This is a genomic window from Pseudomonas sp., from assembly GCF_037994325.1.
Classification (GTDB): domain Bacteria; phylum Pseudomonadota; class Gammaproteobacteria; order Pseudomonadales; family Pseudomonadaceae; genus Aquipseudomonas.
In genome coordinates, this window is the sequence record NZ_JBBNAH010000444.1 from 1 (window position 1) to 12,230 (window position 12,230).

The 12,230-nt window shown below is 60.0% G+C and carries 11 protein-coding genes; 9 read left to right on the forward strand and 2 right to left on the reverse strand.

Annotated elements, in window-relative coordinates:
• Together AAAB16_RS14855 and rpmE are read right to left on the reverse strand one after the other, a co-directional pair.
• Positions 1–446 (reverse strand): thermonuclease family protein (locus AAAB16_RS14855; RefSeq protein WP_340664012.1); only part of this gene is annotated, 446 nt, incomplete at its 3' end.
• A gap of 26 nt (positions 447–472) precedes the next feature.
• Positions 473–688 (reverse strand): 50S ribosomal protein L31, encoded by a 216-nt coding sequence (gene rpmE, locus AAAB16_RS14860; RefSeq protein ID WP_108096257.1) that lies wholly within the window; start codon positions 686–688, stop codon positions 473–475.
• Between the two features lie 159 nt (positions 689–847).
• Between rpmE and AAAB16_RS14865 the strand changes: the two genes are divergently transcribed.
• The 9 genes from AAAB16_RS14865 to AAAB16_RS14905 form a co-directional block, all read left to right on the forward strand.
• Positions 848–3,067 (forward strand): primosomal protein N', encoded by a 2,220-nt coding sequence (locus AAAB16_RS14865; RefSeq protein WP_340664013.1) that lies wholly within the window; start codon positions 848–850, stop codon positions 3,065–3,067.
• A gap of 117 nt (positions 3,068–3,184) precedes the next feature.
• Positions 3,185–4,924, forward strand: a complete 1,740-nt coding sequence (gene argS, locus AAAB16_RS14870) for an arginine--tRNA ligase (protein ID WP_340664014.1) — start codon at positions 3,185–3,187, stop codon at positions 4,922–4,924.
• 1 nt (position 4,925) lies between these two features.
• Positions 4,926–5,606, forward strand: a complete 681-nt coding sequence (locus tag AAAB16_RS14875) for an SPOR domain-containing protein (protein WP_340664015.1) — start codon at positions 4,926–4,928, stop codon at positions 5,604–5,606.
• A gap of 202 nt (positions 5,607–5,808) precedes the next feature.
• Positions 5,809–7,335 (forward strand): N-acetylglucosamine-binding protein GbpA, encoded by a 1,527-nt coding sequence (gene gbpA / locus AAAB16_RS14880; RefSeq protein ID WP_340664016.1) that lies wholly within the window; start codon positions 5,809–5,811, stop codon positions 7,333–7,335.
• Between the two features lie 190 nt (positions 7,336–7,525).
• The gene (hslV, locus tag AAAB16_RS14885) at positions 7,526–8,056 is read left to right on the forward strand and encodes an ATP-dependent protease subunit HslV (RefSeq protein WP_110617264.1); all 531 of its coding nucleotides are present in this window, start codon (positions 7,526–7,528) and stop codon (positions 8,054–8,056) included.
• A 14-nt stretch (positions 8,057–8,070) separates the two neighbouring features.
• A complete protein-coding gene (gene hslU, locus AAAB16_RS14890) occupies positions 8,071–9,411 on the forward strand; it encodes an HslU--HslV peptidase ATPase subunit (RefSeq protein ID WP_340664017.1) in 1,341 nt (446 codons plus the stop codon).
• A 63-nt stretch (positions 9,412–9,474) separates the two neighbouring features.
• Positions 9,475–9,849, forward strand: coding sequence for a DUF971 domain-containing protein (locus tag AAAB16_RS14895; RefSeq protein WP_340664018.1), 375 nt, complete (start codon positions 9,475–9,477; stop codon positions 9,847–9,849).
• A gap of 271 nt (positions 9,850–10,120) precedes the next feature.
• Complete coding sequence (gene phaC / locus AAAB16_RS14900; RefSeq protein WP_340664019.1) at positions 10,121–11,803, forward strand: class II poly(R)-hydroxyalkanoic acid synthase; 1,683 nt, start codon at positions 10,121–10,123, stop codon at positions 11,801–11,803.
• Between the two features lie 216 nt (positions 11,804–12,019).
• The coding region (locus tag AAAB16_RS14905; protein ID WP_340664020.1) for an alpha/beta fold hydrolase at positions 12,020–12,230 on the forward strand (211 nt) is incomplete at its 3' end.

Below are 12,230 nucleotides of genomic sequence, written 5' to 3' on the forward strand. Positions count from 1 at the left end.
TGGCAATCGACCAGGTCGACATTGGGCGCAACGGCAATTTGAAAACCCAGCCCCTCAGCCAACAGCTGCGCTTCAACATTCTGCCCTCGTGCGCCGTAAATATGCGCCAGCGTACGGCCGTAATGATCCTTGGGCTGCGGACCCAGTTGCACCGCCACGCGATCATTGTTGGCGCTCACCAACGCCTGTAAGCGGCGCTTGGCCTGCTCAGCGAAAGGCTGGGCCGAGCGACCTTTATGCGCCACCTCCGGCGCATTGATGCCGATAAGCCGCACGCTGCGACCGTCCACCAAGCGCAAGGTGTCGCCATCGACGACCTTCTGCACGCCAATAACTGGCAAGCCGTCAGGCATCGGACAGAATGCCCAGACAGGTCCGACACAAATCGCAGAAACGAAAAAGGCGCCCACCAGGGACGCCTTTTTCAACAACACCGAAAAGCCCATCAGGCCTCTCAGAGCTACAAAGCCAATTAGGCCTTGGAGCCGAACACACCGAAACGCTGCTTGAAGCGATCAACACGGCCGCCAACGTCCAGCACTTTTTGCTTGCCGGTGTAGAACGGGTGGCACTCGTTGCACACGTCCAGGCTCAGTGGCTTGGCCAGGGTGGAGCGAGTTTGGATCACGTTACCGCAGCTGCAGGTAGCGGTTACGGCTTCGTATACTGGATGGATATCAGCTTTCATGGTGTATTCCTCAGGTCTATCGCGCCGCCACCCAACACTATTGTCGAGTACCGCACGGAATTAGGCCGCGCATCTTACCAGACAATGCAGATGTGGCAAGGCCGATCGTCGTGGGCTTGCGTGCTAAGATCGCGCCTCGCTCTCTAGGACGTTTCCCGCGTGCCCCCGGTAATTTTGCGTCTCGCCCTGCCCTCTCCGTTGCGCCGCCTGTTCGACTACCTGGCCCCCAAGGGCACGCCAGCCGGCGACTTGCAGCCCGGTATGCGCCTGCGCGTACCCTTTGGCAAACGCGAGATCATCGGCATTTTGGTGGAGATCAGCGACCACAGCGATGTGCCCGCCGACAAGCTGAAACCGGCCATCGCCCTGATTGACGCACAGTCGCCAGTGCCGCCCGCTTTTTTCAAGCTGTGCCTGTGGACCGCTCAGTATTACCAGCACAGCCTGGGCGACACCTTTAGCTGGGCGCTGCCCAATCTGCTGCGCCAAGGCGAACCGGCGGAGGTGCGCCAAGAGCGCTTCTGGCATGTGGCCGAGGGTGCTTCGTTTGACGACCCGCGCCTGGCCCGCGCGCCACGCCAACGCGATGCCTTAAAGGTGATCGCGCAACATCCACACGGTGTGGCGCACCGTCTGCTCAGCCAGTTGCAGCTAAACAAAGACAGCCTCGACCTGCTGCGTGAAAAAGGCTTGGTCACCATCGAGGCTCGCCGCCACGCCACCATTGAGCGCCACGGCAATTGGCTGGCGCAGCCGGAACTGCCGCTTAACCCTGAACAACGCGCCGCCACCGAGGCCATTCGCAGCGGCTTCGACAGTTTTAATGCGTTCCTGCTGGCCGGCGTTACCGGCAGCGGCAAGACCGAAGTCTATTTGCAGTTAATTCGCGAAACCCTGGAGGCCGGCAAACAAGCGCTGGTACTGATCCCCGAGATCAACCTCGGCCCGCAAACCATGGCGCGCTTCGAGCGCCGTTTTAACGCGCGTATTGCCCTACTGCACTCGGCGGTAAACGACCGCGAACGCCTGGACGCCTGGCTCGCGGCCCGCGACGGTGAGGCCGACATTATTATTGGCACGCGCTCGGCGCTGTTCACGCCGATGAAAAACCCCGGTTTGATCATCATCGACGAAGAACACGACGCCTCTTATAAACAGCAAGAAGGCCTGCGCTACCACGCCCGCGATCTGGCCCTGGTACGTGCACGTCAGGAAAACATCCCCATCGTCCTCGGCTCAGCCACGCCTTCATTGGAAAGCCTGCAGAACGCCCACTCCGGGCGCTACGGCCTACTGCGTTTGAACCAGCGCGCTGGAGGCGCGCAACAACCGCGCTTTCTGCGTTTGGACATCAAGAGCCGCCCGCTCGACAGCGGCATTTCCGGCCCCATGCAACAGGCCATCGGCCAGACCCTGGCGGCCGGCCAGCAAGTGTTGGTATTCCTCAACCGCCGCGGTTTTGCGCCCACCTTGCTCTGCCATGACTGCGGCTGGCTGTCTGAATGCCCGCGCTGCGATGCGCGCATGACCGTACATCAGCGCTCGCGCGAACTGCGTTGCCACCATTGCGGGCATGTTGAGCGCCAGCCGAGCAATTGCCCGAAATGCGCCCAGGTCGACTTGCGTCCAGTCGGCGCCGGTACCGAGCGCGCTGAGGATCGCCTGGCCACGCTGTTCCCCGATGTGCCGGTGCTGCGCGTCGACCGCGAAAGCACTTCGCGCAAGGACGCCATGCAGAATCTGTTCGCCACTATTAATAAGGGTGAGCCGTGCATCCTGATCGGCACCCAAATGTTGGCCAAAGGTCACCACTTTCCGCGGGTGACCCTGGTGTCGATTCTGGATGCTGACGGCGGTCTGTTCTCCGCCGACTTCCGCGCCAGCGAACGCATGGCGCAGTTGATCGTGCAGGTAGCCGGGCGTGCCGGACGCGCGGAAGAACCGGGCAAAGTGATTATCCAGACCCACCTGGCCGACCACCCGCTGCTGGTGCAACTCACCGAACAGGGCTACTTCGCCTTTGCCGAACAGGCCTTAAGCGAACGACGCGCCGCCGGCCTGCCGCCCTTCTGTCACCTGGCGCTGTTGCGTGCCGAGGCGCACAAGCCTGGGCAGGCCGAAGGTTTTCTCGACGAGGCCTGCACCGAAGCCGAACACCTGCTGCAAGAACTCAACCTCAGCGGCATTGAACTACTCGGCCCGGTGCCGGCTCCCATGGAGCGACGCGCCGGGCGCTACCGGGCGCAGTTACTGGTGCAAGCCACTGCTCGCGCGCAGCTGCATCAATTGCTCAACTATTGGACGGCGGCGCTGGAAAAAATGCCCAGCGGCCGCGCGGTGCGCTGGTCGTTGGATGTCGACCCGATCGACCTGTTCTAGCCGTGTAACAGCCCCAGCCGGCCAGCGCGGTTGGCAAGCCTGGCCGCTGCACGGATAATGCCCCCTTTTCACCCGCCTCCCGGCGCCATAAGCGCCCAACGGCCGCACGAGCAGACCATGAAAGACACCATTCGCCAGTTGATTCAGCAAGCCCTCTCCCGCCTCGTCAGCGACGGCGTACTGCCCGAGGGCCTGACTCCGGTGATCCAGGTGGAAAACACCAAGGACAAAACCCACGGCGATTTCGCCAGCAACATCGCCATGATGTTGGCCAAGCCTGCGGCCATGAAGCCGCGCGACCTGGCGGAAAAACTGATCGCCGCCCTGCCGGCTGACGAGCAAATCCGCAAAGTGGAAATCGCCGGTCCAGGCTTTCTGAATTTCTACCAAGACACCCAAGCGCTCGCCCAACGCCTGGAAGCGGCGCTGGCTCACGCCACCCTGAACGTTTGTAAAAGCGGCGCCATTCAGCGTGTGGTCGTCGACCTGTCTTCGCCGAACCTGGCCAAAGAGATGCACGTCGGCCACCTACGCTCGACCATCATTGGCGATGGCGTTTCGCGCGTTCTGGAGTTCCTTGGCGACACCGTCATCCGCCAGAACCACGTAGGCGATTGGGGCACCCAGTTCGGCATGCTGCTGGCCTACCTGCAGGAAAACCCGGAAACCAGCGAGACTGAGCTCTCCGACCTCGAGGGTTTTTACCGCGCCGCTAAAGGACGTTTCGACGAATCGCTGGAGTTTGCCGACCGCGCCCGTGAGCTGGTGGTGCAGTTACAAGCGGGTGAGCCCGATTGCATGCGCTTGTGGCACCGCTTCAATGAAATTTCCCTGGCGCACTGCCAGAAGGCCTACGACCGCCTTAACGTGAAGCTGACCCCAGCCGACGTCATGGGCGAAAGTGCCTATAACAACGACCTGGCCAATGTCGTCGCCGACCTGAAAGCAGCCGGCCTGCTGGTGGAAAGCAACGGCGCCCAGTGCGTATTCCTCGACGAATTCAAAAATGCCGAAGGCAACCCGCTGCCGGTAATCGTACAAAAGGCCGGCGGCGGCTATCTGTATGCCACCACCGACCTGGCCGCCATGCGCTACCGCAGCCAGGTGCTCAAGGCCGACCGCGTGCTGTACTTCGTTGATCAGCGCCAGGCCCTGCACTTCCAACAAGTATTCGAAGTGGCGCGGCGTGCAGGCTTTGTGCACCCCGGCATGCAGCTTGAACACATGGGCTTTGGCACCATGAACGGCCCGGACGGCAAACCGTTTAAAACCCGCGATGGCGGCACGGTAAAGCTGATCGACCTGCTGGATGAAGCGCAAGAACGTGCTTATGTGCTGGTGAAAGAAAAGAACCCGGAAGTCTCCGAGGAAGAACTGCGCACCATCGCCCGCGTCGTCGGCATTGGCTCGGTGAAATACGCCGACCTGAGCAAACACCGCACCAGCGACTACACCTTTAACTTCGAGCAAATGCTCAGCTTTGAAGGCAACACCGCACCGTACCTGCTGTATGCCTACACCCGTGTCGCCAGCATCTTCCGTAAACTGGGCAAGGGCTACGATCAGCTCGACGGCCAGATCACCCTGGAAGCCGTGCAAGAGCAGGACCTGGCGGCCAAGCTCGCGCAGTTCGGCGAAGTGCTGAGCAACGTTGCCGAAAAAGGCACGCCACACACCCTGTGCACCTACCTCTATGAGCTGGCGGGTTTGTTCTCCAGCTTCTACGAAAACTGCCCAATCCTCGCCGCCGAGGATCCGGCCACCCAACACAGCCGCCTGCGTTTGGCCGCCCTGACTGGGCGCACCCTCAAGCAGGGTCTGGAGCTGTTGGGCTTGGAAACACTGGAGCGTATGTAAGTTGGCGGCCAAGAAAAAACCAGCACCCAAACGCGGCGCCAGCCGTTACCAAGCGCCAGCGAAACGTCCGGTTCCCGGTTGGATCTGGCTGGCCTGTGGCCTGGCCATCGGCGCATTTATTGTGCTGCTGATGAAACTCGAACCTGGGCGCAAAGAAATCCAACGCGATAAGCCGGATGACAAAACCACCAAAACCACCATCGTGCCAAAGACGCCGACCACCACCGCTACCCCCACGCCGAGCGGGCCGGTAAAACCCAAGTACGACTTCTATACCTTGCTGCCCGAGTCGGAAGTGATCGTGCCGCCAGAGGCCGTACCGGAGCAGACACCGCCACCAGCAACGCCTGCAGAACTGGCCAAGGCCGATGCCGCACGCGCCGAAGCCGCGCTTAAAGGTGAAACACCACCCCCGCTGCCGACCGCCGTCAAAGCCGCCACCACCCAGTACTTCCTGCAAGCCGGCTCGTTCCGCAAGCAAGAAGATGCCGACAAGGTACGCGCGCAGATCATTCTGCTCGGCCAGGATGTGCAGGTTGAGTCGGGCATGGTGCGCGACGACACCTGGTACCGCGTGCTGGTTGGCCCCTTCAGCAACCGCGAGCAACTCACCGGCGCGCAGAAAAAACTGGCCGGCAGCGGTTTTAGCAACCTGCTGCTGCAACAGCGTCAGGGCCGATGATGTGACGGCGGTCGCAAGCGAGAGCCGTCAGCTGCTTACGTAACGTCTTGCCCGCAACCTTGAAGAACCGTCCTACATAATCAACCTGTACCCGATCGGCATAGTGACTGTCGCTCGGGCCCGGCGCCTTTATTTACAAGCTTTGCCGGCCACCATCTCTTAAGCCCCGAGCGTCCTCTTACTCTGATAAAGGTCGCTTCCCATGCTTCAAATCTCTCCACGCCAAACGCTGCGGCACCTTCCTTTGCTGGTCGCAATGGGCCTGGCCAGCGCCGCAACCCAATACGCCAGCGCCCATGGCTATGTCGAACAACCCAAATCCCGTGCTGTACTGTGCACCGCCGGCGCCGGCAACCTGAACACCGACTGCGGCAACGTTGCCTTTGAGCCACAAAGCATCGAATACAGCCCTTCGGTTAATCACCACTACAACGGCGCCTACTGCGCCGGCGATTTCACCCAATGCGGGCCAGCCGATGAAACCATCGCTGCTGGCGGTATGTCCGGCTTTGGTGAACTCAATGTTCAGTCGGCCACGCGCTGGGCAAAAAACCCGATCAAGCCCGGCCCCACTATCTTTAAGTGGCACTACACCGCCGGCCATTCCACCGCCTACTACCAGTTCTTTATTACCAAAAAGGACTGGAACCCCAATCAGCCATTAACCCGCGACGCCTTCGAACTCACCCCGCTGCTGCAAGAAAACGCCAACGGCGTACGCCCGCAAAGCGGCGGCACCACCCAGCACACTGTCAATATTCCCGCCGACCACAGTGGTTACCACGTAGTGCTGGCCACGTGGAAAATCGCTGACACCGCTGCCACGTTCTACCAAGTGATTGACGTCAATATCAGCGGCAACGGCGCTACCACACCAGGCACCAGCACCTCGCCAGTGGTAACTCCGGTAGCCGCCTGGAAAAACATCGGCACCGTGCAGCCGGATACCCTGCAAATCGGCGACACCGTTTCCACCCGCGTGTTTACTGCCCAAGGCGAACAAATCAGCCGTCAAACCTCGCTTACCATCGAAACCGCCGAGCAGGCTCAGGCTAATACCTGGCCATTCCTGCTGGCACAAAAGGTGGCCAAGGCCAACGCTGGCTACTTGCTGGGCGAGCTCAACACCAGCAACGAAGTGGTCGCCAACTACGGTAAGAACACCCTGTACGCCAAAGCCGGCAGCGACGTAGTACGGGTAGAAATTCAGAAGGTGCATGCCCAGCCTGCCAACACCAGCAGCCTGGATCTGGACGGTCTGCAAAACACCTACAAAGTCGAAGGCGGCATGACCCAGCTGCACTTCAATGCCCTGACCCAAGGTGGGCCGTATACCGTCACCGCCACTGTCTTCAACGACAAGGGCGAGAGCGTGGCCTACCAACAAAGCGAAGCCGGCAGCAACTCGCCGCATATGATGTTTACCCTGCGCAATCCGGCCGGCGGCACCTATGACGTGGTGGTGGTGGCTAAACCGGAACAGGGCGAACCGCTGCAGAAAACCCATCGCTTCACCATTGAAGCGCCTGCCACTGGCAAGCACGACTTTGTCTTCCCCAATGGTCTGAAAAGCTACAAAGCCGGCACCAAGGTCTTGGCCCGCGATGGCAATACCTACACCTGCAAACCGTGGCCGTATAACGGCTACTGCGTACAGTGGAGCGCCAGCGCCACTCAGTTCGAGCCGGGCACCGGTTCGCACTGGCAAATGGCCTGGACCCGCGATTAACGCCGGGCAGTCAACGCAAAACAGCGAGGCCCTGGCCTCGCTGTTTTATTTATGGCCGACACCACCACTGAAACAACCTGACGCAAACACCTCACCCCGCACATTCGTCAGCGGCGGTTGAAATGCTCCACCCCCTCCCCCATATGAGTTTTCACTAGGGCATTTTCGCCCCCAGCGTGGAGACTCACCCTTGACCACCATCGTTTCAGTTCGTCGCCACGGCAAAGTCGTTATGGGCGGCGACGGCCAGGTTTCCCTCGGCAACACCGTGATGAAAGGCAACGCAAAAAAAGTCCGGCGCCTGTACCACGGCCAAGTCATCGCCGGGTTTGCCGGCGCCACCGCCGACGCCTTTACCCTCTTTGAACGCTTCGAAGGGCAGTTGGAAAAACACCAGGGCCACTTGGTGCGCGCCGCGGTTGAGCTGGCCAAAGAATGGCGTACCGACCGCTCCCTCAGCCGCCTGGAAGCCATGCTTGCGGTGGCCAACAAAGATGCTTCGCTGATCATCACCGGCAACGGTGACGTGGTAGAGCCCGAAGATGGCTTGATCGCCATGGGCTCCGGCGGCCCTTACGCCCAGGCCGCAGCCCGCGCCCTGCTGATGCACAGCGACCTTAGCGCCCGTGAAGTGGCCGAAACCGCTTTAGGCATCGCTGGCGATATTTGCGTATTTACCAATCACCACCTGACCATCGAGGAGCTGGACCTCGCTGTTTGAGGCCCGACCATTCCATGCCCATGACTCCCCGCGAAATCGTTCACGAACTGAGCCGCCATATCATCGGCCAGGACGAAGCCAAGCGTGCCGTTGCCATTGCCCTGCGCAACCGCTGGCGGCGTATGCAGCTCCCTGCCGAGCTACGTGCCGAAGTAACGCCAAAGAACATTCTGATGATCGGCCCGACCGGCGTCGGTAAAACCGAAATCGCCCGTCGCCTGGCCAAGCTGGCCAACGCGCCCTTCCTGAAAGTGGAAGCGACCAAGTTCACCGAGGTTGGCTACGTTGGCCGTGATGTCGAGTCGATCATCCGCGACCTCGCCGATGCCGCGATCAAGATGCTGCGTGAGCAGGAGATGGTTAAAGTCCGTCACCGTGCCGAAGACGCCGCCGAAGAACGCATCCTCGATGCGCTGCTGCCGCCAGCCCGTGTTGGCTTCAATGAAGACCAGGCGCACGGTAGCGATTCCAACACCCGTCAACTGTTCCGCAAGCGCCTGCGCGAAGGCCAGTTGGACGACAAAGACATCGAAATTGAAGTGGCCGAAGTGCCCGGCGGCGTAGAAATCATGGCCCCGCCCGGCATGGAAGAAATGACCAACCAGCTGCAAAGCCTGTTCTCCAATATGGGCAAGGGCAAAAAGAAAGCCCGCAAGCTGAAAGTTAAAGAAGCGCTGAAACTGGTGCGCGACGAAGAAGCCGCACGCCTGGTCAATGAAGAAGAACTAAAGGCTCAAGCGCTGGAAGCCGTTGAGCAGCACGGTATCGTGTTTATCGACGAAATAGACAAAGTCGCCAAGCGCGGTAACTCCGGCGGCATGGATGTGTCGCGCGAAGGCGTGCAGCGCGATCTGCTGCCCTTGATCGAGGGCTGTACGGTAAACACCAAGCTGGGCATGGTTAAAACCGACCACATCCTGTTTATTGCTTCGGGCGCGTTCCACCTGAGCAAGCCAAGCGATCTGGTGCCTGAGCTGCAAGGTCGTCTGCCGATTCGCGTCGAGCTTAAGCCGCTGACGCCGAATGACTTCGAACGCATCCTCACCGAACCGCATGCTTCGCTGACTGAGCAATACCGCGAACTGCTGCTGACCGAAGGGCTGACCATCGACTTCGCCGAGGACGGCATCAAGCGCCTGGCCGAAATCGCCTGGCAGGTAAACGAGAAAACCGAGAATATCGGTGCCCGCCGCCTGCACACCTTGCTCGAACGTTTGCTTGAGGAAGTGTCGTTTAGCGCCGGTGATTTGGCTGGCAGCCAGGATGGAAAAGCCATCAGCATCGACGCCGACTACGTCAACAGCCACCTGGGCGAGTTGGCCAAAGACGAAGATCTGTCGCGCTATATTCTCTAATCCTCGCGCCCCCTGTTGGAGCCAGCTTGCTGGCTCCAACGGTTACCGACAGAGCAAAACACCATGCGTATCCCCTCGGCCATCGAGCTGCACAAAGCCTCAAAAACCCTCACCCTGAAATACGGGGCAAATGAGAGCTACACCCTGCCAGCCGAATTTCTGCGGGTGCATTCGCCGTCTGCTGAAGTACAGGGCCATGGCAAACCGATTCTGCAGTTCGGCAAAGCCAACGTCGGTTTAAGCAAGATCGAACCCGCCGGGCAGTACGCACTAAAGTTGTGCTTCGACGACGGACACGACAGCGGATTGTTCACGTGGGAATACCTTGAGCAACTGGCGCAACGCCAAAGCGAACTCTGGGCCGATTATTTAAACGAGCTGGCCAAGGCCGGAAAATCCCGCGATCCAGCTGAGTCCATCGTCAAGCTGATGCTCTAGCCCGACCCTCCCAACAGGTTAGGGCGAACTTTCTAAAACCCCTCGGCATACTCCCTTCTGCGCTTGGCCAAGTGACTGGCCTGCTTGCGCAAACGCTGAAACTCGGGTAACCAATTACCTGGCAGGTTCCGTGCATTTGACTGTGTCAGATGCAATGAATGAAGCGGAGCTAGCTCCGCCCCCGGTAACCCGAGCAGTACTAGGCGCTAAAGCCCTGTGTCCGCGCACAGCAGCATGCCGGTATCAGCCTCAGGACAATGGAGCGTCGTAGATGAGCAATAAAAATAATGAAGACCTGCAACGCCAGGCCTCGGACAACACCCTTGGGCTCAATCCTGTTATTGGCCTTCGTGGAAAAGACATTCTCGCTTCTGCCCGCATGATTCTCGCGCAGGCCTATAAACAACCGCTGCACAGTGCCAAGCACCTGGCCCACTTGGGCCTCGAACTGAAGAACGTCGTTCTCGGCAGCTCCGAGCTGAAGATGGACGACGGCGACAAACGTTTTGCTGACCCGGCCTGGAGCCAGAACCCTCTGTACAAGCGCTACCTGCAAAGCTACCTGGCCTGGCGCAAAGAACTGCACAGCTGGGTTGAGCACAGCAACCTGTCGGAGACTGATATCAGTCGCGGCCACTTCGTCATCAATTTGCTCACCGAGGCCATGGCCCCGAGCAACAGCATGGCGAACCCGGCTGCGCTTAAACGTTTCTTCGAAACCGGCGGCAAAAGCTTGCTCGACGGCCTTGGCCACCTGGCCAAAGACTTGGTCAACAACGGCGGTATGCCCAGCCAAGTGAATATGGACGCCTTCGAGGTCGGTAAAAACCTGGCGATGTCCGAAGGCGCAGTGGTGTTTCGCAACAACCTGCTGGAGCTGATCCAGTACAAGCCCACCACCGAGCAAGTGCATGAACGCCCGTTGCTGGTGGTGCCGCCGCAGATCAACAAGTTCTACGTCTTCGACCTGTCCCAGGAGAAAAGCCTGGCCAGATTCTGCCTGCGCAATGGCGTGCAGACCTTTATCGTCAGCTGGCGCAACCCGACCAAGGCGCAACGTGAGTGGGGCCTGTCGACCTATATCGAGGCGCTGAAAGAAGCCATCGACGTGATCACCGCCATCACCGGCAGCAAAGACGTCAATATGCTCGGCGCCTGCTCTGGCGGCATCACCACCGCCGCTCTGCTTGGCCACTACCAGGCGATCGGCGAGAAAAAAGTCAACGCCCTGACCCTGCTGGTGAGCGTGCTCGACACCAAGCTCGACACCCAAGTGGCACTGTTCGTCAACGAACAAACCCTGGAAGCGGCCAAGCGCCGCTCCTATCAGGCCGGTGTGCTGGAAGGCAGCGACATGGCCAAAGTGTTTGCCTGGATGCGCCCCAACGATCTGATCTGGAACTACTGGGTCAACAACTACCTGCTCGGCAACGAGCCGCCGGTGTTCGATATCCTCTACTGGAACAACGACACCACGCGCCTGCCAGCGGCTTTCCATGGCGACTTGATCGAACTGTTCAAGACCAACCCACTCACCCGCGCCGATGCGCTGGAAGTGTGCGGCACGCCGATTGACCTGAAAAAAGTCACCGCCGATATCTTTAGCCTGGCCGGCACCAACGACCACATCACCCCGTGGGAAGCCTGCTACCGCTCGGCACGTTTGTTCGGCGGCAAGATCGAATTTGTGCTCTCTAACAGCGGCCATATCCAGAGCATTCTCAACCCGCCAGGCAACCCCAAGGCGCGCTTCTCCACCAGTGAGGGTGAGCTGCCGGAATGCCCGAAATCGTGGCAAGAAGACGCCACCAAGCACACCGACTCCTGGTGGCTGCACTGGCAAAAATGGCTGGCCGAGCGCTCCGGCAAACTGAAAAAAGCTCCCGCGATCCTGGGCAGTAAAACCTACCCGGCCGGTGAGGCGTCACCTGGTACTTACGTTCACGAACGCTAGTAGGGGGTGGCCTACGGCAAGCGCAAGCCAGACAGGCTCAACGATATACGTCACTGCATAAACTACCCGCGGCACCCGGACGTGCCGCCAGCTGCAAGCGCCCACAAAGCGCCTGTGGCAGTCACGAAACCCGCAGGGAGCGCGAGCTTCGTTATTCTGGAAAGGCGCGCTGGACGGCGCCGCCAGAGCTTATAGGGTCACCCATAGGGCTAGCGCATGCCGTTACCATTTGTTTTCCGCACCATCGACCTCGATGGGCAAACCATCCGCACGGCAGTCCGTCCAGGCAAGCCGCACCTGACGCCGCTGCTGATCTTCAATGGCATCGGCGCCAACCTGGAATTGGTTTTTCCGTTTGTAGCCGCGCTCGACCCCGACCTCGAAGTGATCGCCTTTGATGTGCCCGGCGTCGGCGGCTCCTCCACCC

Excerpts from the sequence above, each read along its gene's own strand:
- rpmE (WP_108096257.1), bottom strand. The coding sequence starts at position 688 with ATGAAAGCTGATATCCATCCAGTATACGAAGCCGTAACCGCTACCTGC.
- argS (WP_340664014.1), top strand. The coding sequence starts at position 3,185 with ATGAAAGACACCATTCGCCAGTTGATTCAGCAAGCCCTCTCCCGCCTC.
- gbpA (WP_340664016.1), top strand. The coding sequence starts at position 5,809 with ATGCTTCAAATCTCTCCACGCCAAACGCTGCGGCACCTTCCTTTGCTG.
- hslU (WP_340664017.1), top strand. The coding sequence starts at position 8,071 with ATGCCCATGACTCCCCGCGAAATCGTTCACGAACTGAGCCGCCATATC.
- AAAB16_RS14895 (WP_340664018.1), top strand. The coding sequence starts at position 9,475 with ATGCGTATCCCCTCGGCCATCGAGCTGCACAAAGCCTCAAAAACCCTC.
- phaC (WP_340664019.1), top strand. The coding sequence starts at position 10,121 with ATGAGCAATAAAAATAATGAAGACCTGCAACGCCAGGCCTCGGACAAC.